A 25,846-nucleotide genomic window follows, 5' to 3' on the forward strand; every position below is an offset into this window, starting at 1 on the left:
ATCATGGATAAAGTCAATTTTTTTAAATCAATACACGTTAAGTTTGTATTGATTTATGTTTTGCTCATCTTAATCGCCATGCAAGTGATCAGTGTCTATTTTATTAATAATTTAGAAACGGACCTGCGGCAAAACTTCTCAAAATCACTCTATGATCGGGTAAATTTGCTAGAGTTTAATATTGAGCAGAAGATGAAGGATAAAGATAGATATAAGGTCAAAAAAGCTGAAGATGGTGAAGAAGCTGTAACGCTTGAAGATGACATTCAAGCGTTAATTGACGAGGAGTTTGAAGAGAAAGAAATCCAAGTGTTAAATAAAGAAGGTATGGTTCTAGCGAGCAATAAGCAAAAACTAGTTGGACAGATCAGTTTTAACCCTAAAATTAAATTGGCCTTAGAAGGTACGGTTGATGATGAAGTCATGCTTCATGAAGGTGAGCGGGTGATGGTGCTCGCTAAGCCTATTAAGAATGACAGTACGAGCGAAACGATGGGAGCCATCTATCTAGTAGCTTCCATTGAAGGCATCTTCAAGCAAATACAGCGCATCAACAATATTTTAGTAACCGGGACGGTAATCGCACTAATTATTACTGGACTTCTCGGTATCTTTTTGGCGCGTACGATCACAAGGCCGATGGCAGATATGAGAAAACAGGCTCTTGTTATGGCACGAGGAGATTTCTCGCGAAAAGTTCAGCTGTATGGTGATGATGAGATCGGGCAGCTCGCCATGACATTTAACAACCTTACAACCAAGCTGCAAGAAGCTACAGCTATTACGGAAAGTGAACGAAGAAAACTGCGTTCTGTTCTAACGTACATGACTGATGGTGTGATTGCGACTGACCGGGACGGGGCGATTATTCTGATGAACGACCGTGCGGAAGAGATGCTGAACATCTCGAGACAAAACGCGCTCGGTACTTCACTCATGGAATTACTGCGATTAAATACGGAATATACGTGGGAAGAACTATATAACGAATATGAATCCATGTTGCTGGATTTTAGTACAGATGACCTTCATTATGTCGTACGTGCTAACTTTTCTACGATTCAAAAAGATGATGGGCCAATTAATGGTCTTATTTGTGTTCTTCATGACGTAACAGAACAAGAACAGATCGATAACGAACGCAGAGAGTTTGTATTTAACGTGTCACATGAGCTAAGAACACCGCTTACAACGATGAGAAGCTACCTTGAGGCACTTGCAGATGGAGCATGGCAGGACGATAACATTGCACCTCGTTTTTTAGAAGTTACGCAAAACGAAACAGAGCGGATGATCAGGCTTGTTACAGACTTGCTTCAGCTTTCTAAAATGGACAGCAAAGACTACAGATTTAGTTTCCATGAAATTGACTTGGTGCACTTCTTAAACGGTATCATTGATCGTTTTGAGATGCTGGAGAAGGAAAACATCGAATTATCTCGCTCATTGCCAAGTGATAAGATTCTCGTTCAGATGGATACAGATAAGATGACACAAGTGCTCGATAACATTATCTCTAATGCGATGAAATACTCTCCTGAGGGAGGCACGATTACATTTACCGCTGCCGTTATTGGGCGTAAAGTAAAAGTCAGCATAGCTGATCAGGGAGTTGGGATTCCGAAGAACAACGTTTCTAAGATCTTTGATCGATTCTTCAGGGTGGACCGTGCTCGTTCGAGAGATATTGGAGGAACGGGTCTTGGCCTTGCGATCGCTAAAGAGATCGTGCTTGCTCATGGCGGAGATATTTGGGCAGAAAGTGAATGGGGACAAGGAACGACGATCCACTTTACTCTTCCTTTAAGAAAAGCTAGGGAGGGGCTTAAATGAACTGGTTAAAATGGATTACTCATGCACGGAAACTGATTACGTTTTTCCGTAAGAACTATGAACATATTAAATCGATTGCATTAACGCTCTTGATCGTACTCAGTCTTGTCCTAACGTGGAGCTTATGGACATTTAAGCCAAGCTATCCTTCATTAGAAGGAGCACGTATTGTAAAAAAACAAGAAGTGGATGTTGAGGCAGAACTAAAAGAAATCGTTTATCCAACACAGCTTATTTACCACAAAGGTGACAACTTGTACGGGGTAGAGGCAAACGATTTAATCAATGAATTTAATATGCGTTTAAACGAAACCAAGTTCACGTTTGATACAGGCACTAAAAGCGCTAGAGCATTCGATCCTAATGAACCGTTTCTAAAAGATAACAAATACATTGAAGTGGTCTTCCCAGTAGGCATGACTCAAGATATTTACAAAGAAATTTTTTCATTTGAGTCTGAAATAACAGGTAATAAGCCCAAAAATGTAGACCGAATATTTTTGTATCAAAATAAGTCAACAGATAGTGTAGAAGGTTATTTGGTTTCTTATCAGGAAAAAAAGATGCAAAGAATTAGAGCCTCTAACAATCAGCTTAATCCGATCATGAAAGATATGGATAAGTGGATTGATAATGGCAGCTTCGTTCCATATCGTAACTTTGATATTGAAGATAAAGGAAACGAAGGACAGATTGAGGTTAAAAGAAGATTTTATTTTCCCGATGTTCCTCTTGATCTAACTCGTTATACTTATATATCACGAGCAACAAGTGAAGATACGTATGAGATGTATAAAAAGGCTCTTTTTAAAGATCCATTGGCTGTAAAGAGTGCGTCTGCTCCCAATCAAATCACCTATGCGGATGGAACAGCGGCGATGGTTATAAATGAATTGCAAAATCGCTTCACTTATACAAACTTTGCAGGGTTCGGTAATCGAAATACACCATCAAGTATCTCACCGCTCCTTCAATCGATTGATTATATCAACACTCACGCTGGATGGGGAAATCCTTATATCGTATCCAACTTAACAAATTATTCGGCTAACTTTTGGCTTTTTGTAGAGAATCTACCCGTATTGAGCCAAGAAATGCAGATGAGTCTGATATGGTATGAAAATGAGCTACAGGAATATCAGCGGTCACTGATACAGTTAGATTTAAGTGCTGCTTCCTATCCAGATCTATTAACAGAAAAGGTTACAATTCAGTCAGGCAAAGAGGTTACAAGAGAACTAGATAAAGAATTTAATTTAAATTACGTACAAGATGTTCGTATTGGATTTTCGCTGAGAAAACAAAATGAACCACATGTTTATAAGCTAGAACCACAATGGTTTGTTAATTATAATACTAGAGGATGGCAGCCTTTATTTAAAGAAGACAGAGAGGAAGGATTCTAATTGAATTGGCAGAGAACAAAAAGCATTTTTATCCTTACCTTTCTTGTCTTAAATTTATTTTTGGGCTATCAGCTGTACCAAAAGAACGATATTAATAACATTTCAAACCTTACAGAACAGCCTTTAGAAGAAAGACTCGCGATTAATAAAATTAATTATCTGGACAAGCTGCCAAAGTACAAAGAGGATCAAACCTCAATAAGTGCTCAGCGGTATAAGTTTACAGATGAAGAAAAGAAAGTAGAGTCTAAGAATATTTCCCTTAATAAAGAGAAGAGCACAGAAATTACGCTTCAATATAAATTAGATAAACCTATGGATCTGCCAAAAAAAGATTCAAAAGACCTTATTGCGGAGCTTAGTAAATTTCTTGAAGAAAACGTTACTCGAGGCAAGGAATACTCCTTTTATCATTGGGACAAAGAAACAAATATCGTTTGGTTTAATCAAGTTTATTTAGAAAAGCCCATCTTTTACAATCCTGAAAAATTTGAAAGTCGTGCTGATGCAGAAGATTTTGATGCACCAAACGGGATGATCAAATTTAAGCTTGATGACAAAGGCAACTTAACAGAATTCACGCAAACGTATCTACTGATTATGAGGCAAGGAGCTTTTCAGGAGATCATTTCGCCAAAAAAAGCGTTAGGAAAACTTTTAGATACAGCTCACCTGACTAAAGGTGATAAGATACAAGATATTGAGCTTGGATACTACAGTCTTGTTGGTGTAGGAGAACTTCAAGTGTATGCTCCTACGTGGTTGATTAAGACAGAAAAGGGTCAATACCTCGTAAATGCAACTGACAGTTCCGTTCAGGTTTTATCGGGAGAAGAAGAGTAGAAAGGAACATGCGGTTATGAGTTTAAAATTTAGCGTACTCGCTAGCGGCAGTTCGGGGAATGCCATTTACGTTGAAACCGAACAAACACGCCTGCTTGTTGATGCAGGTTTGAGTGCCAAACAGATTCAGATTCTTTTTGAAAAAGCAGCTTGTGGTGAAGTTGGCGATATTGATGGCATTCTCGTCACTCATGAACATAGCGATCATATAAAAGGACTCGGCGTGCTTGCTCGCAAATTTAAACTTCCAATCTACGCGAATAAAAACACGTGGAATGCGATGAACGGCTTAATCGGTGAAGTGGCAACAGACCAAAAATTTGAGTTTGAGATGGAAAGTGTTAAAACCTTCAACGACCTTGAAGTAGAGTCGTTTGGGGTGTCCCACGATGCAGCTGAGCCGATGTTCTATGTGTTTCATCACAACGGCAGAAAGCTTGCCCTCATGACAGATACAGGCTATGTGAGCGACCGGATGAAAGGGATTATCCGTGACAGCCACTCTCTTGTTATTGAATCGAATCACGATATCAACATGCTCATGATGGGAAGATATCCTTGGAATATTAAAAGACGTATTCTAGGGGATCATGGGCACATTTCAAACGAGGATTGCGGACATGCTCTTGCAGACGTTATTGGGGATGGCACGAAGCATATCTATCTCGCTCATCTTAGTAGAGATAACAACATGAAGGATATTGCGCGCTTAGCGGTTGAACAGACGTTAAAAACGTATGACATCACGGCTGGTGAACAAATCATTCTGCACGATACAGACGCAAGTCAGCCAACAAAGCTCGCCTTGGTATAAATACTTACTTGTTTAAAGTAAACCGTTTCCGGAAATAACAATAAGTGTGGGAAATTATGAAAAATAACCCAAAATGTCCATAATTTCAGGACTAATTGCTTATACTAGGTTATGAATTCGTACACTTCATTGTTGAAAGGAACGGTGATGAGCAAAATGGGATATTATGATGACGATTATGAATCCTCATCTCGACAAAAAGGAAACCGCGGAGGAAAGTTTCTACCAGCTTTGCTAGGAGCGATCCTAGGTGGTTTGCTTGTCTTATTTACAGTACCTGCACTTGGAGGAGCTGGTCTTTTGCCAGATAATCTGTATCCTCCGAACGAAGAACAAAACGGTCTAGGTACTGATGAAAATGCAGTAGAGAAAAACGTGGATGTGAACGTTACGACAAATGTAACGGATGCCGTAGACAAAGCCTCTGATGCAGTGGTCGAGGTCGTAAACATTCAACGGACTGACTTCTGGAGCCAGCAGCCAGCGGGGACCGGATCAGGTGTTATTTATAAAAAAGAAGGTAACAAGGCGTATGTCGTAACAAACCATCATGTTGTGGAAGATGCGAACCAGATTGAAATCACACTAAGCAACGGCTCCAAGTTAAAGGGGACTCTTCGCGGTACAGATCCTTTAATGGATTTGGCTGTTGTTGAGATCGATAGCAGCAAAGTGGACAGTGTCGCCGAATTTGGTGTATCTGGTGATTTGAAGCGAGGAGAACCTGCAATTGCCATCGGGAACCCGTTAGGAAACTTCCCTGGGTCTGTTACACAAGGTGTCGTTTCAAGTGCTGACCGTTCGATTCCAGTGGATCTTGACCAAGATGGAAACCCTGATTGGCAAGCTGAAGTTATTCAGACGGATGCAGCCATCAATCCAGGAAACAGCGGTGGGGCCTTAATTAATATTGCCGGGCAAGTTATTGGCATTAACTCTTCTAAAATTGCTCAAAATGAAGTAGAAGGAATCGGGTTCGCTATTCCTTCAGATGTTGCAAAACCGATTATCGAGGATCTCGAGAAATATGGTGAGACGAGAAGACCGTTCTTAGGCGTTAATATCATTCCTCTTTCTCAAGTAAACACGTATCAGCGTGAACAAACGCTCAAGATTCCAAACAGCGTTCAAGATGGTGTTGTTGTTATGGAAATCACGCCAGCTTCTCCAGCAGCTCGTGCAGGCATGAAGGAGATGGATGTGATTACGGAGATGGGCGGAGAGAAGATTAAGGATCCGGTCGCGCTGCGTAAGTTCCTTTACACGAAAGCAAAGATCGGTGATGAGATTGATATTACGTTCTATCGTGATGGTAAGAAGCAGACTGTGAAAGTAGAGTTAAGCGGTGGAAGACAAACGCAATAGATGATGTAAAACAGGGGGGCTTTGAGTCTCCTTGTTTTTTTGTTGATTGATCTTCGGTGCTCTTGAAAGTGTTGATTTCCGTTTCAGGTGCTCGCTTTCCGCGGGGCAGGCGGTGAGCCACATTTGGACGTTTCACTTTTAAGTGTCTCACCTGCCCGCCTGTCCCGCAGGAGTCTCGCACCTTGCACTTCAATCAACTTGTCAGAGAAGAGAATGAATAAAAAGATCTTAGAGAACAATCTGTTCAGAAGAGCTTTTAGACCGATCAATTTGTTGCAAGTACTGATTTTAGTTTCACGGTTTATCCTTCAGGTAGATAGGTACTTGCAGGTACAGGGATTTTTACGTCTGTATGTTCATTAGCAGGAAACTAAAATCTACAATTTGTAGAATCCGTCTTTAATGGTCTCAACATGTGGACAACTTTATTTTGAGAAGATTGTTTACACACAGACGTATATTCGATAGTGTTAAAAGAAGCATTGTGGATAAGTTAGGAGTGAAGATTTTGATAATTATTTGCTGTAAAGAGCATGCAGAGCTTGCGATTGACATCATTGTGGATGAATTTGAAACACCACCAGTTGTAGAGTTACTAACAGAAAATAGTGAGTTATCAACAGCATGTGAATACTGCAGCAACGACGGTGTATATAAAGTATCGAACATATGAACGCCTACAATATATGGCCTTAAATGTGCATATGTGGATAAGTTCTGGGGATAACTTATTTGAAAGGAAGTTTTCAACACGTGAATATCTCAATCATATCGGTAGGAAAGTTAAAAGAAAAATACCTAAAGTTAGGGATCGATGAATACTTAAAAAGACTAGGGCCTTATGCCAAAGTTGAAATCATAGAGGTTCCAGATGAAAAAGCGCCTGAAACTTTAAGTGATCAAGAGATGATTATGGTCAAAAACGCTGAAGGTGAAAGAATTTTAGCAAAGATCGGGCAAGATGTGCATGTGATTGCGATGGCGATCGAAGGTAAGTCCGTTTCATCAGAAGAATTGGCTAAGAATCTGGATCACCTTGCAACTTATGGGAAAAGCAAAGTGGCATTTGTCATTGGGGGATCGTTAGGTCTAAGTGACGCTGTCATGAAGCGGGCTAATGAGAAGATATCTTTTGGGAAGATTACTTATCCGCATCAGTTAATGAAGCTTGTCCTTGTTGAGCAGATTTATCGGGCTTTTCGGATTAATAAGGGAGAACCGTACCATAAGTAAATGATGTTTTTTGTCAACAGTACTAGTAGCGGTAGCCTAACTTATTCAGTTAGGCTTTTTCTATGGTATAATTTATATAAAATTACCAATTCCTAACATGGGTTTTTAATGGTTGGAGGTTATATGAATACTGTTGCTAGAGCTTCAAAAATACTAAATACAAGAATAATGGAAAATGACTTAGTTACATATTATATAGGCTATGACCTGAACGATGATGGAGAGATGGTGTATCGACTAAATGAATTTGTTAGTTATCTAATAAACATCATTCCAGAGTTTGCTTTTGGGTTTCATCAAGGAACCAAAACTTCTAATGATGAAATTGTTAATAAAATATATCAAGCAGCGAAGTCAATATATAAGATTAAAGAGTTTAGAGAAGTTTCAGACTTGTATTTAACAGGCCAAGAACTTGAAGATGATATAGAAATTGATAAAAAGTATTTGAAGAGAGGAGAATTTGGAGAAATAATATTACACTTTATTTTAAAAAACTTCCATGGAACAGTTCCATTAATATCAAAGGTTTATTTTAAAGACTCGTATGGACATGCAGTTCATGGTTTCGATTCTGTACATATCAACGAAATAGATAGGACTTTGTGGTTGGGAGAATCCAAACTTTATACAGATGGTAAAAAAGGGCTGTTAGCTTTAATTGAAGATCTTAAAGAACATTTTAAAAGGGACTATTTAAATGACGAATTTACAATTATATCTAACAGGCTTAAAGACACAGAAACTAATGAAAAAGTGGATTATTGGTTAAGTTTATTAGACACTACAACAAAATTAGCTGACCAATTAAATCAAATTGTAATACCGTTAATTTGTACTTATTCATGTGATTTGTTTAATCAACATTCAGATGAAAGCAATGACAATTTTATTCAAGCTTATGAGAATGAGATAAAGAAATTAAAGAAATATTTTGATGATAATTATGACCATCCTCTAAAAAGTCATCTAAATATAATAGTAATATTATTTCCTGTGAAATCTAAAGTTGATTTAGTCAAAGGATTACATAAAAAACTTGTTATTATGCAGAATTTAGGTGAATAAATGAATGTAGAAGATATTTATAATAAGGAATTTATTGATTTTGAGTATAGTTTTGCTTTAACGAGTATTTGTTCGAGGTACCTGAGAAGTATGGATGAACAAATGGGAAGAGATATATTATTGGCGATAATTGATAATTGGGAAAAAGTTGAACAAGGAACGAAAAAGATTTGGATAGACTTATTAGACTCAGCAGGTTTCTATCCGTATTTAAAAGTTTATGACAGCAATGACATTAAAGATTTAGGTCAAGAAATTAGGACATATTATCACGAATCGAGTAATATTGGTAACATTACTTTACATAGAGAGCAAAAAATACTATTAGATTATTTAGAAAATAATAAAAATCTGGTTGTAAGTGCTCCAACAAGCTTTGGGAAAAGTCTTTTAATAGAGGAGGTAGTAGCAAGTAGCAAGTATAAAAATATTGTAATTATACAACCTACTCTTGCACTTATACATGAAACATTCAAAAAATTAGTTAAATATAATAATACCTATAATATTGTAGTAACTACAAGTCAAGAAGCTGAGAATAATGAAAATAATATTTTTATATTAACTGCAGAAAGAGTAATAGAGTTTAATAATCTTCCTAAAATTGATTTTGTAATTATAGATGAGTTTTATAAGTTAAGTTCCAAGAGAGATGATGAACGGTCAGATATATTAAATATGGCAGCTAATTTACTAATAAATAAACATAGAGCTCAATTTTATTTACTAGGACCCAACATAACCAATATCTCACCAGGTTTCGCAGAGAAATATAATGCAATTTTCTACAAAACCAATTATTCCTTAGTAAATAACGACATTATTGATTTATATACAAAATATAAAAAAGAACTTAATTCTCCCGGGAAAATAAAGTTTAAAGAAAATCTTTTATTTGAGTTATTATTTAACTTAAAAGAAGAACAGACTATTATATATTGCTCTTCACCAAATAGGGTAATGAGCTTATCTATAAAGTTCTTGGATTACCTTATGCAAAAAGGAAAAGTCGAAAATGAAGAAGATCTCGAATTAATTGAATGGATAAATGAAAATTTAACTCCACAATGGACCTATAATAAACTTTTAAAATATAAAATTGGAGTTCATAATGGAGCAATAATTAAGCATCTCAATGAAAGTGTTGTCGATTATTTTAATAATCAAGAATTAAACTATTTATTTTGTACTTCTACTCTTATCGAGGGAGTGAATACTACTGCAAAAAATGTAGTAATATTCGATAACATTAAGGGTGGAAAAGAAATTGACTATTTCGATTTTAGTAATATTAAAGGTAGATCAGGAAGATTTATGAAACATATATTAGGGAAGGTATATTTATTTAATGAAATTCCTAGTAATAATGATGTAATAATAGATATTCCTTTTTTTGATCAGGTTGAAGCTTCAGATGAAGTTATTATTAGCCTGGAAAAAGATAGTATAAAAAAAGAACAAACCGAACGTTATAACAACTTAGTTGAGACTTTAGGCGATTATTTTGAAGTTGTTAAAAATAATAATATATCCGTTAATGGGCAATTAAAAATTATAAAAGAAATAGAGGGAAATCTCGCTGACCATCAAACTTTGATTTGTTGGGAGGGTATTCCCACATATAAACAGTTATCATATATATTAGAGTTAGGTTGGGATAATCTTTTAAAACCTGGTGAGACTACCTTACCAATGACAAAAGGAAAATTAGTTTTTATGACTAATAATTTTGGAGTGAAAGATGGTTTTATAGACTCTATACGGTCTGAATACATATATCAATCTAAGCAAACAGCTAATAAGAATAAAAATAAGGAGCAAATTTTAGATTTAGCAATTCTAAATACAATGCAGGTTTATAGACATTGGTTAAAGTATAAGGTACCTAAATGGTTAAATGTAATTGATAAGCTTCAAAGGGAAGTTTGTCATAAAAATGGATTAAAGCCTGGCAATTATAAAATATTTGCTAGCTTATTAGAAAATGAAAACGTCTCTGGTAATTTAGCACATCTAATAGATTTAGGTGTTCCTTCTTCAGCGATTAAAAAAATTGAAAGATTTATTCCTAAGGATTTACCTATAAATCATGTTCTAAAATTTATTAGGGATGAGAAAGTTTTGAATGAGAGTAGTCTCTTAAATTATGAGAAGAAAAAAATTCAAAATTTAATAAGTTTCACATAGATTATCATGTAGAACCGAACCATAAATAAAGTAAAGGCACCATTCCAAATTAAATGGACTGGTGCTGTTCCCATTAGATAAACATTTGTTGTATCAATGCACGTTTCTGCTGCTTGTAGCTATTTAAAATTTGTTCTTGCAAAAAAATTTTTTTATCTAAGAGTGATAAAAACTTAGAAATTTTTTCCTGTTCTTCTTTACAAGGTACTAATACTTTTAAATTTCTAATATCATTTAAACCTATAAATTTTTGTGTACCACCAGCCAATAGAAGATTAAACTGTTTTTCGATATGAGAGCTATTTAAGAAGTGAATTAAAAAATTATTAAAGTTATCGGAATTATCCTTTATTAAAGCAACATTTTTTATAGCAAAATTAGGATGAGTAACCTTAACAGGGTTTCCGATTGTACCAATCATGCCGAATAAAATATCATTATCTTCAACCAGTGACCGTTTATTGACCTTTTCAAAATCTTCTTTACTAATATAATTTAGATTATTATTATTCAAAGTGCCATTTGAATTTAAGTTTTTAGAAGTAATTAAGGGATACCCTGATGGATAGTATTTTGGAGAATCATGCGTACCATCCCTAACATCGCTAACTTCATTTAAGTATCTTTCTTCCCAATTAGGAAAAAAGCTTCCGAGATCATTTTTTTTAAATCGTAACTCCAGGCTAAAAATTTTCTGTATAAACCCTTTTTTCTGTTCCTTTAGCCAGTAGATCTTTTCTTGCTGGAGTTTGATCTTCTTGTTGAGTTGAATAAAGTAACTAGCAACTTTCTTCTGTACATCAAGCGATGGTAAAAAAATTGGGAAATTTGCTAAGTTGCTTTTAGATAAGCCTAAAACAGATACACCTGTCCCCATCCTCCATACAAATTTTCTATAACGATTTGTTTGGAAAACATTTATTAGGTACTCTGGAACAACCTTATCCTTCTTAAATTTTATTCTAATTGTATGCAGACCTGAAATTACGCTAGTATCAGTCTCATCTAAATAACATACAGCTTTACCTAAGTCTTTATAGTCCTCTGATGCATCAGCAACTAAAATATCCCCATAACCTACAGTTACAAAAACACCTTCTTCTGTAATAGGTGGAAGTATGTTGGAGTTATTAATGACAGCAGGAAGGTTAGTGTGAATGTCACCGTAATGAATGTGTTTAAAGTTACCATTACCTTCCGAAGCTCGAGAAAAGCTATAGCTTTTCTCAAAAACACCAATTTGTTTAATAGTATATTCTGTATAACCGTGCATTTACTAAACCCCTAACTCATTAAAGTACTTCTCTAATTCACAATCAATTTCCACTATTTCCTCATCAATTTTTTTCAGACGTTGTGCAACTGCTTGTAAATCAATTGGATCTTCTTCTTCAAATGTATCTACGTAGCGAGGGATGTTTAAGTTATAATCATTCTCTTTAATTTCCTCTAATGTTGCTGCATATGAATACTTATCGTTCGTTTCACGACTTAAATAAGTCCTAATTACTTTTTCAACGTGTTCGTCTGATAAGATGTTTTGATTTTTACCTTTTTCAAAATCATTCGAAGCATCGATGAAAAGAATATTGTCATCATGTTCACGGCATTTTTTGAATACTAAAATGCAAGTAGGGATACTGGTCCCGAAAAAAATATTAGCAGGTAAACCAATAACACCATCTAAGTAATTTTTTTCTTCTATTAGATATTTACGTATCGCTTCTTCTGCTGCTCCCCGGAATAGTACACCATGTGGTAAAACAACTGCCATTGTACCATTATCATCTAATTGATGGACAAAGTGTTGAATGAATGCAAAGTCTGCTTTTGATTTTGGTGCTAGTTTTGCATAGGCGCTAAAGCGTTCATCTTCTTTGAACTTATCATCTGCGCTCCATTTTGCTGAGTATGGAGGATTGGCAACGATTGCTTCAAAGCGTTGATCGATATGTTGTGGCTCTTCTAATGTATCCGCATTTTGAATATCAAAACGTTGGTAAGGGACATCATGTAGCAACATATTCATACGAGCTAAGTTGTATGTCATTGATACTTTTTCTTGTCCGTAATATTTGTGTACTTTCGCTTCTTTACCTACACGAAGTAGCAAAGATCCTGAACCACAAGCTCCGTCATATACATCACGTATTTCTGATTTTCCCGCAGTTACAATCTTCGCTAAGATTTTAGATACTTGTTGTGGCGTATAGAACTCCCCAGCTTTTTTTCCTGCGTTTGCTGCGAATTGAGAAATCATGTATTCGTATGCATCACCTAATACATCAATTTCTACATCATCTTGTAAAAATGGAATATCTGCGATGTTGACAATTACTTTACTGATTAAATTTGTACGATCCTTCACTGTACGCCCTAAGCGGGATGAAGTTAAATCCATATCGTCGAATAGATTTTGGAAATCGTCTTGGCTTTCAGTGCCTAAAGTAGAGGATTCAATTGCTTTTACACCGTTTTGTAGCATCTCTACATCGAAGTTACCATTTGCTCCTTTTTCAATTTCCTCAAGGAAACGTGAGAATAGGAATTGGGGCTCTACTACATAACCTAACTCTTCGATAAGATATTCTGCTAAGTCCTCACGATACTCTTCATGTCCCCATGCCTCTGTAAAAGAAATGTTATCGTCTTTTAGTAATTTTTTTGCACGTGCTTCTACTTTTTCAGATAAGTAACGATAAAAAATTAACCCTAAAATATAATCCTTGAATTCATTGGCATCCATCTGACCTCTTAAATCATTTGCCATCGCCCATAATTTTTTATGTAATTCAGCTTGTTGTTGACGTTGTTTTCCACTTGTAGTCATCGTTATTTCCTCCTAATGTAGATTAGCTTTTTGTAATACTTTGGATTAGTTTTCGCTGAATATATAGTTGCTGTAATTCACTTTTTTCAGCTATTAATGATTTTTTTCTTTTTTTAAGCTGAGCGATTTTTCCGATAGTAATTTGTTGTTGGATAGGTGGTAAGTCAATTTCTAAATCTTTTAAGTGAGATAGTTTTAATAATGAAATTACTGTCCCTTCACTTAATACCCTCAACTGTTTTTGAATAGAAGGATGTTCATTAAAATACCATTCAAAAAAGGCTTGATCTACATCACTCGTTAACTGAATTTTAATAAAGTTATTGGTTAAAAGCAGTCCACTATATTTTTCAGGTAACAAAGCAATCTTTTGTGTATGCGTATGTAGAATAAGACTTTTGGAATCAGTTAAAAGTTGTGTTGTTAATTTTTCTTTAGGTACAGAAATTTCAGCATTTTTTTCATTTGAAATACGATAAGTTAGGCCGAGTGTTTCGTTAAATTCTTTTAATGAGAGTTGTTTAACTTTGGATGTTACAACTTCAGAAGATAATGTTTCTAAACGATTTGTAAAAGCACCTTGTGTGAACACAGCAATTCGCTGAAGTTTCATCGTACACCCCCTTGATATTTTTAAATATATCAAATAAAAAATCCATTGTAAATGATATATTTAAAAATATCATTATTCATTAGATTTTTTGGCTAACAAAAAAGAGCGCTAGATTAGCGCTCTTTAATCAAATCAAATATCTTTTATGCCCCATACTTTTCAGAAAAGTCACGAATAAATGAGGTAATGGCTTTAATTGCTTTGTTCTTTTTTAAGAATGATCCTGGTAAAGAATCCATTATCACATTTTTATCAATTAAACTAGAGTACTCATATGTTGATACTTGTTCACGTAATACACGATCTTCAATATTTACTTCTTTCGCAAATGTCGATAGTTCTTGCTCACTCATTTCTTCTTCGTACCGATTGTATGCGTCTATTACAGAAACTTCAGGGGTTAACGTTGGTGCAACCTTATCTAAGAAGCCTTTAATCAAGTCTATTTTAAGACGTAACTTCGGATCAGATGCATGGTCTAATTCTTGTTTAATGAAACGAATTTCTTTGTCACGTTCTTTTTGATTTTTGGTATTAATATTCGCAATGAGATTTAATATATAGCTGACATTAATCTTGTCTGTATGCATAAGCTCTAACTCAAAGTCGATGTCATGTAATATTGATTCTTTTGGTACTTCGCTACGTTTAAAGTTTTCATATACTTTGAAGTATTTACTTTTGTAATCTTCATATGATTGCTGAGAAATAGTTAATTCTTTTTCATCAAATTCAAAATCAGAAAATGACTGTAAACGTTGAAGAAATTTCGTTACATTTTTGAATGCTACGATGAATTGGCGTTTCTCTTCTTCTCTCTCCAGCTCGTCTACTTCTTCTGGAATGACAGCTATGTTTCTTAGATTTTTTACCGCATCTTTAAACGCTTTTAAGTATTCCGCGTAGCTGCCCATCAAAACGGTATCAACATTATCAGTTCTAGAGAATAATTTAATAGCATCATCTGTTTTTTCTTTTAAATTTCGATAGCAAACAATATTTCCGTATGGCTTTGTCGATTTTTCTACACGATTTGTACGGCTGTATGCTTGTAACAAATCGTGATATACCATGTTCTTATCTACATAGAGGGTATTGAGTGGCTTACTATCGAAGCCTGTTAGGAACATTTTTACTACAAGTAAAATATCAACTTGGGCATTTTTTACTTTTTTAGATACATCAGAAAAATAACGATCCCACGTTTCTGTCGAGAAGTCTGTATCGTACATTTTGTTATAATCTGCTATCATGCGGTCTAGTGCTTCGCGAGAATGTTCAACCGTTCCATCACTGTCCTCATTCTGTCCATATGAATATATACCAGCAATCTTTAGATCGTGATTTTTTGATTTTATAATATCGTAATACTTTATTAATGTAGGAATGGAATCTACTGCAAACATTGCACAATAACCTTTACTCTTCGAACGTCGTTGATGATTATCAATAATATGGTCAGATACGAGATTTAAACGTCGTTGATCATCCCATACCTCATCTGTATTAATTGCCTGCACTTTTGTATCATCATTTTCATCAATATTGGCATTGAAAGTACGAATATACTCAACAGAAAAACCAAGTACATTACCATCTCGGATAGCATCTTTAATGAGGTAATGATGCAGGCACTTCTCAAAAAGATCTGCAGTTGTACGTCCATCCTGGCTTTTGTTCTCGATAAAGCGTGGCGTTCCTGTAAAGCCGAAATACTGTGCATTCTGGAAGTGCCGATCAATTTCTTTTCTCATATCACCAAATTGGCTGCGATGACATTCATCAATGATGAACACAACACGCTCTTGTTTGTATGGCTCCATGATTTTTGTATATTTAGGATTTTTTACTGCATTATTCATTTTATCAATGGTAGTAACTATGAAACTTCGCATTGAATCTTGAATTTGGCTAATTAGTACATCAGTTTTTTCCGTCCGGTCAACTGAACCTTTTTGAAATTTATTAAATTCTTGTATGGTTTGGCTGTCTAAATCTCTTCGATCGACAAGGAAAAACACCTTCTTAATACTTTCCTCATCCGCTAAAATTTGTCCCGCTTTAAAAGAGGTTAAGGTTTTACCGGAACCAGTTGTATGCCAAATATAGCCGTTATTATTTGTCTCTGTTGCCCGTTGGACCAAAGCTTCTACTGCATACACTTGGTAAGGACGCATAACCATTAAGGCTTTATCTGTATCATTAATAACCATATAGCGACTAATCATTTTTGCTAAATGGCATGGCTTTAGAAATGCACTAGAAAAATCTTGCAAGTTCGTAATGAGTTCATTGTTTTCATCTGTCCAGAAGAACGTAAGACCAAATTGGATGTCATAGTCAGAGTTTGAGAAGTATTTTGTATCAACGCCATTACTTACAACAAACATTTGTAGGAAGTGATACAAACCTGGAAATGTATGACGACGATATCGCTGGATTTGATTAAACGCTTCTTTAAAGTCTAGTCCTCGTCTTTTTAGTTCAATTTGAACAAGTGGTAAACCGTTCATTAGGATTGTTACGTCATAACGGTTTGTATACTTACCAGTCACAGTTGTTTGCGTTGTGACTTGAAATAAATTTTTGCACCATTCTTTTGTATTAAGTAATTCTACATATAATTGACTTCCATCTTCTCGTTCAATTAAAAGTTTGTCCCTTAAGATTTTTGCCGAATCATAAATACTTTTGCCTTCAATTAAAGTAAGGATTCTCTTAAACTCTATATCTGTTATCGGCTGTCCGTTTAATTTATGTTCATTGAATATATTTAGTTGTTGCCTAAAATTAGCTAATAATGCATCGTAGTCAGCAATCTTAACAGCTTTATATCCTACATCTACTAGTTGTTTATGTAAATTTTTTTCTAACTCTGCTTCTGGTTGGTATGCCAAGCTTGAAACCTCCCTTAATACTCTTCTTTAATTATACTTGAAAATAAACAGGATGGTTTCGTTATTTAAAATAATTACCATTGATCTTCTATATGCAATTGCTTATATTCAATTACTGTTTTGAAATATGATTGATAGTCTTTATATCCAGCAATCCCGCTTTTTTAAAAAGGCAAAAACAAATATATTTACATTGTTCCTGATTGTTCCTATAATGGTAATAAATTACTTTAAGTGGAAATAACATAGAACTATGGGAGGGGATTAAATGGTAACTTATTCCGCACGACTAACAAAAAGTGGGGTCAATAGTTGGGCTGTAGAATTTAGGCATCCTGTATTAATGGATAGGGAAGGCAAACAAGGAAGAAAAATCAGAAGAGGTTTAGGTATTAATAAGGATGACGCACAGTTGATTGTAGATGATCTTAATGGACTCCTTGAAGATGAGACTTTATGGTCTTTAACGGAGCAAAAACATGCTTTATCTAGGTTCAATCCGAAGGTTGTAGATATTTTTTATAGTCAAATGGAAGAGGATGTTATCTCGGACCCCTGGGAAATTAGGAATTCTAAGATTAAAATCCCAAAAAATACAGAAGGCTATGCTCGAGTCATGTACCTTGGTACAACAGGTGCAGGTAAGACAACAGTAATTAGACAGATGATTGGAACAGAACCCGATGAAATAAGCTTTCCTGCCATTTCAGCCAGTCGAACAACTACTTGTAACACTGAGTATATTTTTAAAGAAGGTAACTGGAGCGGAATCGTAACATTTATATCACAAGCCCAAACTATAAAGCTCATTGAAGAATGTGTTTGGGAGGCTTTTAGAAGGGCAGCAATTGGTGAAGATACGAAGACAATCGCAAAAGCTTTTTTATCTCATCCAGAACAACGTTTCCGTTTAAGTTATTTTTTGGGGCAGTATCGATCATCTGAAAGGAAATTGACACCTTCAAAAGGGGTTCAAGAAGATGTTTTAGAAACACCATACCCCGACCAAGAAGCACTTAAAAAGGATATTGAATATATCCTTCAACAAATTCAGTTACTTGCAGAAGAAGCAAAAAATGAGTTTCCACCAGATGGAGAAAATGTTGATGAAATCATAGATGAATTGTATGAAGTTTATGTAAGAGAAGATACCGAACGATTTAATGATTTAGTACAGTATGTTCTAGGCTTAATTAAGAAACGTTTTGATGTAATTCAAGAAGGTACTATTCATCGTGATACGAGAGGATGGCCATTATATTGGCAACATGAATCTGAAGATAAGTGGGAAGTTATTAAAATGATGAGGTGGTTTGCAGGTAATGAGGGTAGACGATTTGGCCAGCTACTCGCTCCTGTTGTGAATGGTGTTAGGTTGCAGGGACCGTTTAAACCAAGCTGGTGGACTGATGAAAAACCACCGCGTTTAGTCGTTATTGATGGAGAGGGCATCGGACACGATTCTAACATTACTACAAGTATACCAATGGAAGTCACTAATCGCTTTAAAGAAACAGATGCTGTGGTTTTAGTAGATAATGCAACACAGCCTATGTTAGATATACCTAAGGTGATTTTACGTGAAGCGACTTCTCGAGGCCAATTAGAGAAGCTAATGGTTGTCTACACAAGGTTTGATCAAGTAGAAGGTTCAAATATGATAGATGATGAAGATCGTATTGATCATATTCTAGGTATTCAAAATGGTGCCATTGAAGCAATGCAAGAAGCATACAACCTTAATCCCAAATTAATTCGTCAGCTTAGAGATCATTTGAAAGATGCTACATTCTTTTTCCCAAACACAAATGAATTAAAAAATACTTCTGATGAATTGAAAGAAGAAATGGATAAATTTATACAGGCTCTGTGTGATAAATCTTTAGATGTGGATTTTCAAACTCCAAACGCAAACGGTAATAAGGCAATTCCCAGTTATGATTTCGGTCGTCTCGTTCTCGTAATCAATGAAACAGAAGAGTTATTTATGCAAAAGTGGATGGGTTTGTTAGGGTTAAGTACTTCTCAATTCCCTAAACAACATTGGATGAGAATAAAAGCATTATCCAACCGGTTAGCCAACTGGCCTAACACTGTTGAATATAATGACCTTAAACCTGCTAGCGACCTGGCAAGTTACATGATGCAAAGAATTAATGAATTTATAAACACTCCTAAACAGTGGTCAACAAATGTCCCAGATGAAATAGCAATCAATATTCTTCAGAACTTGTCTCAAACTATTTCCGATAAAATTAATCAATTAGTGCTTAATCGAATTAAGATCGAAAATCATGTTCAATGGATTACTGCTTATAATTTTCGTGGAACAGGATCAACTATCTTAAGAGCAAAAGAGATGCGTGATATCTTTGAAAAAACCATTCCTCGACCTAAAATAACTTATGATTCTCACTCGGATGACCTACTAGAGGCTATCAAAAATATGATTACTGAAGCAATTGAATTAACTCTTCAAGAGGAAAAAACTCGAGCAAATCAAATTTAGGGGTGATTTTCATGCGTAAAGCGGATGAAGAAACGATAATTAGGTTAGCAAAAGAAGGTAAACAAATCTCAAAATATGGACTGAAAATTTCTCAGAGTACGAATACTGGGAGATATATGAAGCAGCATATGGAGCGGGAGAAAGAAGTTCTTTGGGTGTTAAAAGAATGATTACCGCTCGTCTTAATAAACTTACGACTGCTAAAAATAAACAGGAACGGGAGGAATTAAAAGATGAGTTAAATGAACTAATCTTCCATCTATATAGCCGTTATAAGGCAAGTCAGCAAAAAATTGATGAAATGAGATCTATTATTAATAATTAGTTCTTTCATTGCCTTTTTATAAACAAGATGACGCATACTGTATCAGGCGTCATTTTGTTTATTTTCATGTTGGGGTTTAGTTAATTAGTTATACAAGGCGCGAAGACGGTCAGTTAGTTTCTTTTCAAATGAAATCATTAAAAATAAGCTACCAAATATTTAAGCTGTGCTTAACAGTATGTTATAAATGCCGTTATGTATACCATTATTTCGGCTAACACTGTTTTAAAATCGTTGAAGGTGAGATAGGAAGCAGGAGAACCGTCCCTCGCTTCCCAGAAAGAAGACGGGAGAAGTTTTCCGTCTTTTTTATACTGAGATAACTCAAACAATCTTAAGATTCTTATCATATATAAGGTCAATATTTTAAACAATAATAGTGTTGTAGTACAATATTTCAAAAAAAAACGTTAAACTCTGAGAACATAGGGCATTTATTTTTAAATAATATAATAATAAATTTCAATTATTTACCAAAATGAGATATACTACATTAGTATTCTATGTATATTGATAGATTAGTATATTCCATAATAATAATTCAAAGAGGTGAGGGTAGTCTTGGATAAGACAGATGAAAAAAAAGTAAATTGGTTTGTTAGAATCTTATTAATTATATTCATACTTTATTTATTCGCAATTATTACAGCAGGGTTTCTGATGGGGACACCTACATACAGCTTGACACCGGAATATATAACATTGTTTATACTAATAACACTATTAATCCTATCTGAATCCTTCGATAACTTAAGTATGGGTAAATATTTGTCTCTTTCAAGGGAAATTAACGAAAAGAAAGAAGAAATAATAGAGGCAAAGAAGGAAAATGCTGATTTAAGAGAACATATAATTAAAATGACCACATTAATTAATCAGAATCAACACCAAACTAACAATACAATAAACGGAGTAACACCTGAATTACTTCAAATGTTAGGGGTAATAAAGGCCGATGAGCACAAGGAACCCGAAAGTGATAATGAGTCTTCTACACTAAGTGATACAACTACATCAGATTTATCAGGTTCTATAACTGTTACAGAACCAAAGAAACCAGAGTTTAGCAAGCGGTACTTTTATAAATTTACTGAAAAGGAATCAATAGATCAATATCTTACTAAGCATCAAATTCCTGAAGTAAACATTATAAGAGAAGTACAATTTGCACCAGCTTTTCAAGGATTAGATCCTATTATGGAACGCAAAATTATCTTTGATGCTTATCTTAAGACAGACATTAAAGAATTTTTCTTTGAAGTTTTATTAACAATCAGCCCAATGACATTAGATCGAATATATGTACAGTTATCAAAGATAAATTACTATAGTAAAGCGAAGCATATAAAAGCACAACTGATACTATTAATACCTGAATTCCCTGCAGAATATGAAGGACGCCAACATATTCGTCCTGAACGTATCATAGAGGCCTTTCAACCAGCAATCTCGAATGATTTAATAAGAATTGAAATTGTTCAATTTACGTTAGAAGATATAGATAGATGGAAGAAAGAGTTAAATAATTAGTGGTTTTGAACCGTCTGTTTCTTTTCTTTTCTAAATGTTACTCAAGAAAATCATCATCATCGTTTTTAAATGTACATAAGGAAGTTTTTATTGTTATAACATGAACGGTGATTGGTAACTTTTGATAGGTGAATTATTAAATTGATACCGTGAACCGTATCATAAGTAACTATTGTATGGCTGAACTTGCAAAGTCAAACATTTGACAAAAACACAACTCCGTAATAGTATTAAAAATTATCAGAACTACTTAAATTTAATAGATAGCAAGCTATGATTGCTGTGGGTCGTACTACAGCAGGAGCAGCTTCTGGAGAGACCGCTTGGTAAGCGGCGCCGAAGGGTTCACAATCTCAGGCAAAAGGACAGAAGAGTATTGAAGTTAGACTTTGTTGTGCCTGTTGTTTTTAGCGCAGTAAAAGCTTATTTAATATTCTAATGTACAAGAGATTGGAGATTCTTCCAGTCTCTTTTTTCGTTTTATTTGCATCTTAGAAGGAGGATTCATACGTGTCACAGCATGAGTTAAAGAGAGATTTAGCCAACCGCCATGTGCAGCTGATTGCTATTGGAGGAACGATTGGTACGGGTTTATTTTTAGGGTCTGGTAAAGCGATTCAGCTTGCGGGGCCGTCTGTTATATTTGCTTTTCTGATTGTTGGGATAGGATTGTTCTTTATGATGAGAGCTTTAGGAGAATTATTGCTTTCAAAGGAGGGGTATCAGTCGTTTACGGATATTGCGGAGGACTATCTTGGACCGCGTGCTGCGTTTATCACAGGATGGACGTATTGGTTCTGCTGGATCATGACAGCGATGGCCGATGTGATTGCGGTCGGTGTTTATGTTCAATATTGGTTTGACATACCGCAGTGGGTTCCGGCACTGATAAGTTTACTTCTTTTACTCGGGCTGAACCTTTTAACGGTTAAGCTTTTCGGAGAATTAGAGTTTTGGTTTGCTTTGATTAAAGTGGTTACGATTCTCGCGCTAATTGTAATCGGGGTTGTTTTGCTCGTAATCGGCTATCAGACTGATGCAGGAGCTGTTTCAACGAACAATCTTTGGGCGCACGGAGGGTTGTTTCCAAATGGGCTGACAGGCTTTTTACTCTCGTTTCAGATGGTTGTGTTTGCGTTCGTAGGGGTGGAGTTGGTCGGTGTAGCGGCGGCAGAAACGTCTAATCCTAGAAAAAATATTCCGTCTGCGATCATTAAGATTCCACTTCGAATTTTGTTTTTCTATGTTGGCGCTCTAATTGTCCTTCTTTGCATCAATCCATGGACACAATTAAACGCAGCGGAAAGTCCATTCGTTAAAACGTTTAGCTTAATAGGAATTCCGCTTGCGGCTGGAATTATCAATTTCGTCGTTTTGACATCTGCAGCATCTGCGTGCAACAGCGGATTGTTTTCCACGAGCCGGATTTTATTTACTTTAAGCAAGAGTGAGCAGGCGCCACAATCTTTTAAGAAACTGACTAAAAATCATGTTCCTGGAAACGCGCTTTGGGTTTCTGCCGTTGTCGTTTCAGCAGGAGCGCTTCTAAGCAAGCTAGTTCCAGAACAAGCTTTTGGGATCGTAACGACAATCAGTGCTATTTGTTTTATCTGGGTATGGAGCGTCATCTTAATCAGCCATATCAAATATCGTAGAACACGTTCAGATCTTCACAAAAAGTCAGCATTTAAAGCACCTTTTGCTCCGTTCATTAATTATGTGGTACTAGTACTGTTCGGGTTAATTTTAATCGTGTTGCTTGTTGCAGATGCTACCCGTCCGGCGTTGTTGCTGACACCTTTGTGGTTTGTTTTGTTATATTTCATGTATCGTTCTAAAAAAACATTGCCAAATAAAAACGTTCATTAATCAATAAATGAAAGGACAGAAACACACTCACTCGTACGTTTCTGTCCTTTTACATTTTTACTGTAATCGAGTAATCAAATAAGCGATATCTGATGTAAATGCCTGTTATCTTTCAATAGGCGAATAGATTGTGCTATTTTTTCTATTCCGGTTTGTATTTGATGTTCGCCAACTTGAGAAATGCACAAACGAATAAGGTGATCTTGATTAAATTCAGGCAAAAACATTCTTTCGCCATCATCTAGTAAAAGGTGTTGTGTTCGTAATAGGGATGTAAGTTTTTTGGCTGATACATGGGGAGGCAAATAGATGGAAAGGTAAAACCCCGTATCAGGCTGCGAATAGTGCGTCTCTTCAGGAAGTAACTGATCACATGCTCTTTTTAGTTCATCCATTTTATGAAAATAGGTGTTCTTAATCTTTTTCAGATGGTTGTAATACATTCCGCTTTTTAAATAAATGTCTAATGCACCTTGTGAAAGAACGGGGCTGTTAAAGTCAGCACTAAACTTATAACGCAAAAAGCTTTTAATCATCCTTTTCGGCAAGACTACACTCGCAATTCTGAGTCCTGGAAGAAAGACTTTTGAAAAGCTTTGTATATAAATGACTCTTCCTGATGTGTCATAAGCGAAAAACGGATCGGCTTTCTTATCACGCTCTAATTCACCTAGAAAATCGTCTTCTACAATATATACATCATATTTAGCTGCCAGCTCTACGATTCTTTTCTTTTCGCTATTTGTATAGGAGTGTCCAAGAGGATTCTGGAATCTTGGAATGACATAGAAAAACTTAATCTCGTTATTTTTAAATATAAATTCTAGACGCTCTAAGTCGATTCCGCTCATGGATAGTTCAATACCAAAGGTCTTTACCTTGTTCAGTTTAAGAGTCTCAATCATTCCAAAATAGGTTGGCTGTTCTATTAAAATATTCTTTTTATTATTAGGAAAAGAGAGATTTGTTAATAAATGAATGGCTTGCTGTGACCCAGAAACGATGACGACATCGCTAGGATTCGTAAATACTTGAGAACGCTGAAGGTTTTTAGTGATTTGAGTTCGTAATGAAGGAAGACCTTGTTGATCGGTATACGTGAAAATTTCTTCTTTGTAGTGTTCAATGGCTTGATTTAAACAGTGTTGAAATTCAGTGTAAGGCAACAGCGTTTTATCCGGTCCAGCAGATAAAAAATCAATAACATCAGTGTGATCTTCAGGAAGTCGGAATGCATTGACGACATAATAGCCCTTTTGAGGCACGGTATAAATCAAGTGCTCTTTTTCCAGCTCATTATATGCTTTAATGATTGTATTCTTGCTGCAGTTATACGCATCAGATAGTTGTCGAATAGAGGGCAGCTTATGGCCGGCTGCGAGTTTCCCATCTGTCAGCTGTTGCTTTATGTCTTCTAAAATGATTCTGTATTTTGTGCTCAATCGTGCTTCACTCTCCTCAAACTGTACCCTGACAGTGGATAAAAACAGCGATAGTAACATCTATCTCATTCTAATAGTATGTGATTATATCCATTATAGTCGGGGAGGAAGAGAATTGGAAAAAGAAAAGATAGGATTATGGTATGGCTTAGTGGGTGTCATTTGCTTTAGCCTTACCTTGCCTGCGACGACTATAGCTGTAGAACATTTCGGGACGACGGTTGTTGGGTTAGGAAGAACGGTGATTGCCGCATTACTTGTAGCAATCATACTAATCGCGCGGCGGGAAAAGGTGCCTAGTGTGCAGCAGTTTAAAAGCATCCTGATTGTTGCAACAGGTGCAGTGTTAGGTTTCCCATTACTCACTTCATGGGCAATGAAAACACTGCCGGTTTCACACGGGGCGGTAGAAGTAGCCTTATTGCCATTAGCAACAGCCGGTATTGCTATGTATAGAGCAGGAGAGAGACCATCTGTACGTTTCTGGATATCCAGTATAATTGGTTCCGGAGCAGTTATTTTATATGCGGGATCTCTAGGCTTTGGTTCCTTTCAAGTTGAGGATGCAGGTATCTTAGCTGCTGTTATCCTCTTAGGGCTGAGTTACGCAGAAGGAGGCAAGCTGTCAAAGGAGATTGGCAGCTGGCAAGTCATTGCATGGGCGATCGTAATAGGAGCGCCTTTCTTTGTTATTCCGGTAGGGATGAGTTTTTCTGCCGAGATGTTACATGCTCCTATACAAGGTTGGAGCAGTTTAATCTATTTGGCTGTGGTAAGTCAGTTTTTAGCATATGTCGCCTGGTACGCAGGCATGGCATTAGGAGGAATTGCGCGGATTAGTCAGATGCAATATTTACAACCGTTTCTGATGATTATGTTTTCTGCCCTTTTTTTAGAAGAATCTATCACGACAATGACAATCGTCACTGCTATCGTTGTCGTCGCTTCTGTATACATTGGAAAAAACGCACCGATATCTAAGTATCAAATACATGCAAAGATTAGTGAGACGAGAATGGACAATAAAGGATAAAGTGATCTACTACAAATGAAAAAACACCTAATCTAGCTTGTCCCTAGCA

General features: G+C 35.8%; 20 protein-coding genes and 1 riboswitch. Of the genes, 15 read left to right on the top strand and 5 right to left on the bottom strand.

Going from position 1 to position 25,846, the window contains the following annotated elements; all coding sequences use genetic code 11:
- Positions 1-3 precede the first annotated feature (3 nt).
- The 9 genes from walK to AWM68_RS16370 all read left to right on the top strand — a co-directional run bounded on the left by walK (position 4) and on the right by AWM68_RS16370 (position 10,749).
- The gene (walK, locus tag AWM68_RS16335; protein WP_066244256.1) at positions 4-1,833 is read left to right on the top strand and encodes a cell wall metabolism sensor histidine kinase WalK; all 1,830 of its coding nucleotides are present in this window, start codon (positions 4-6) and stop codon (positions 1,831-1,833) included.
- Entirely contained in the window at positions 1,830-3,239 is a 1,410-nt protein-coding gene (locus AWM68_RS16340; protein ID WP_066244260.1) for a YycH family regulatory protein, read from the top strand. The genes walK and AWM68_RS16340 overlap by 4 nt, the downstream gene beginning before the upstream one ends.
- Positions 3,240-4,082, top strand: coding sequence for a two-component system regulatory protein YycI (locus tag AWM68_RS16345; protein ID WP_066244263.1), 843 nt, complete (start codon positions 3,240-3,242; stop codon positions 4,080-4,082). It begins immediately after the preceding gene.
- A gap of 16 nt (positions 4,083-4,098) precedes the next feature.
- Entirely contained in the window at positions 4,099-4,896 is a 798-nt protein-coding gene (locus AWM68_RS16350) for an MBL fold metallo-hydrolase (RefSeq protein ID WP_066244267.1), read from the top strand.
- Positions 4,897-5,052: 156 nt separating this feature from the next.
- Positions 5,053-6,261 carry a S1C family serine protease gene (locus AWM68_RS16355; RefSeq protein WP_066244269.1) on the top strand — a complete coding sequence of 403 codons (1,209 nt, stop codon included), beginning with the start codon at positions 5,053-5,055 and terminating at the stop codon, positions 6,259-6,261.
- 508 nt (positions 6,262-6,769) lie between these two features.
- A complete protein-coding gene (locus tag AWM68_RS21095) occupies positions 6,770-6,934 on the top strand; it encodes a CxxH/CxxC protein (RefSeq protein WP_331710053.1) in 165 nt (54 codons plus the stop codon).
- Between the two features lie 80 nt (positions 6,935-7,014).
- Positions 7,015-7,494: a 23S rRNA (pseudouridine(1915)-N(3))-methyltransferase RlmH gene (gene rlmH, locus AWM68_RS16360; protein WP_066245702.1), complete on the top strand. Its 480-nt coding sequence runs from the start codon at positions 7,015-7,017 to the stop codon at positions 7,492-7,494.
- 123 nt (positions 7,495-7,617) lie between these two features.
- Complete coding sequence (locus AWM68_RS16365; RefSeq protein ID WP_066244272.1) at positions 7,618-8,562, top strand: HamA C-terminal domain-containing protein; 945 nt, start codon at positions 7,618-7,620, stop codon at positions 8,560-8,562.
- The gene (locus AWM68_RS16370; RefSeq protein WP_066244275.1) at positions 8,563-10,749 is read left to right on the top strand and encodes a DEAD/DEAH box helicase; all 2,187 of its coding nucleotides are present in this window, start codon (positions 8,563-8,565) and stop codon (positions 10,747-10,749) included.
- Positions 10,750-10,822: 73 nt separating this feature from the next.
- Here the strand turns inward: AWM68_RS16370 and AWM68_RS16375 are convergent, their stop codons facing one another.
- The 4 genes from AWM68_RS16375 to AWM68_RS16390 form a co-directional block, all read right to left on the bottom strand.
- Positions 10,823-12,022 (bottom strand): restriction endonuclease subunit S, encoded by a 1,200-nt coding sequence (locus AWM68_RS16375; protein WP_066244279.1) that lies wholly within the window; start codon positions 12,020-12,022, stop codon positions 10,823-10,825.
- Between the two features lie 3 nt (positions 12,023-12,025).
- The gene (locus tag AWM68_RS16380; protein WP_066244281.1) at positions 12,026-13,579 is read right to left on the bottom strand and encodes a type I restriction-modification system subunit M; all 1,554 of its coding nucleotides are present in this window, start codon (positions 13,577-13,579) and stop codon (positions 12,026-12,028) included.
- A 22-nt stretch (positions 13,580-13,601) separates the two neighbouring features.
- Positions 13,602-14,192 carry a restriction endonuclease subunit S gene (locus tag AWM68_RS16385; RefSeq protein WP_066244284.1) on the bottom strand — a complete coding sequence of 197 codons (591 nt, stop codon included), beginning with the start codon at positions 14,190-14,192 and terminating at the stop codon, positions 13,602-13,604.
- Positions 14,193-14,335: 143 nt separating this feature from the next.
- The gene (locus AWM68_RS16390) at positions 14,336-17,089 is read right to left on the bottom strand and encodes a type I restriction endonuclease subunit R (RefSeq protein WP_066244289.1); all 2,754 of its coding nucleotides are present in this window, start codon (positions 17,087-17,089) and stop codon (positions 14,336-14,338) included.
- Positions 17,090-17,357: 268 nt separating this feature from the next.
- Between AWM68_RS16390 and AWM68_RS16395 the strand changes: the two genes are divergently transcribed.
- The 5 genes from AWM68_RS16395 (at position 17,358) to AWM68_RS16410 (ending at position 23,322) form a co-directional block, all read left to right on the top strand.
- The gene (locus AWM68_RS16395; RefSeq protein ID WP_066244290.1) at positions 17,358-19,598 is read left to right on the top strand and encodes a hypothetical protein; all 2,241 of its coding nucleotides are present in this window, start codon (positions 17,358-17,360) and stop codon (positions 19,596-19,598) included.
- A gap of 11 nt (positions 19,599-19,609) precedes the next feature.
- Positions 19,610-19,768 (top strand): hypothetical protein, encoded by a 159-nt coding sequence (locus AWM68_RS21760; RefSeq protein WP_197468193.1) that lies wholly within the window; start codon positions 19,610-19,612, stop codon positions 19,766-19,768.
- On the top strand, positions 19,765-19,923 hold the full coding sequence (locus tag AWM68_RS21765) for a hypothetical protein (protein ID WP_197468194.1): 159 nt from the start codon (positions 19,765-19,767) through the stop codon (positions 19,921-19,923). Before AWM68_RS21760 ends, AWM68_RS21765 begins: the two co-directional genes overlap by 4 nt.
- Positions 19,924-20,484: 561 nt before the next feature.
- Entirely contained in the window at positions 20,485-21,453 is a 969-nt protein-coding gene (locus tag AWM68_RS16405; protein WP_066244292.1) for a hypothetical protein, read from the top strand.
- 300 nt (positions 21,454-21,753) lie between these two features.
- Positions 21,754-21,832: riboswitch (glycine riboswitch) on the top strand.
- Positions 21,833-21,963: 131 nt separating this feature from the next.
- Positions 21,964-23,322: an amino acid permease gene (locus AWM68_RS16410; protein WP_066244295.1), complete on the top strand. Its 1,359-nt coding sequence runs from the start codon at positions 21,964-21,966 to the stop codon at positions 23,320-23,322.
- Between the two features lie 74 nt (positions 23,323-23,396).
- Here AWM68_RS16410 and AWM68_RS16415 read toward each other — a convergent pair whose 3' ends face one another.
- On the bottom strand, positions 23,397-24,764 hold the full coding sequence (locus AWM68_RS16415; protein WP_066244299.1) for a PLP-dependent aminotransferase family protein: 1,368 nt from the start codon (positions 24,762-24,764) through the stop codon (positions 23,397-23,399).
- Between the two features lie 115 nt (positions 24,765-24,879).
- Here AWM68_RS16415 and AWM68_RS16420 point away from each other — a divergent pair, with 115 nt between their 5' ends.
- Positions 24,880-25,797, top strand: coding sequence for a DMT family transporter (locus tag AWM68_RS16420; protein WP_066244301.1), 918 nt, complete (start codon positions 24,880-24,882; stop codon positions 25,795-25,797).
- The last annotated feature ends 49 nt before the right edge of the window (positions 25,798-25,846 follow it).

This window comes from Fictibacillus phosphorivorans (assembly GCF_001619875.1).
Taxonomy (GTDB): Bacteria; Bacillota; Bacilli; order Bacillales; family Fictibacillaceae; genus Fictibacillus; species Fictibacillus phosphorivorans_B.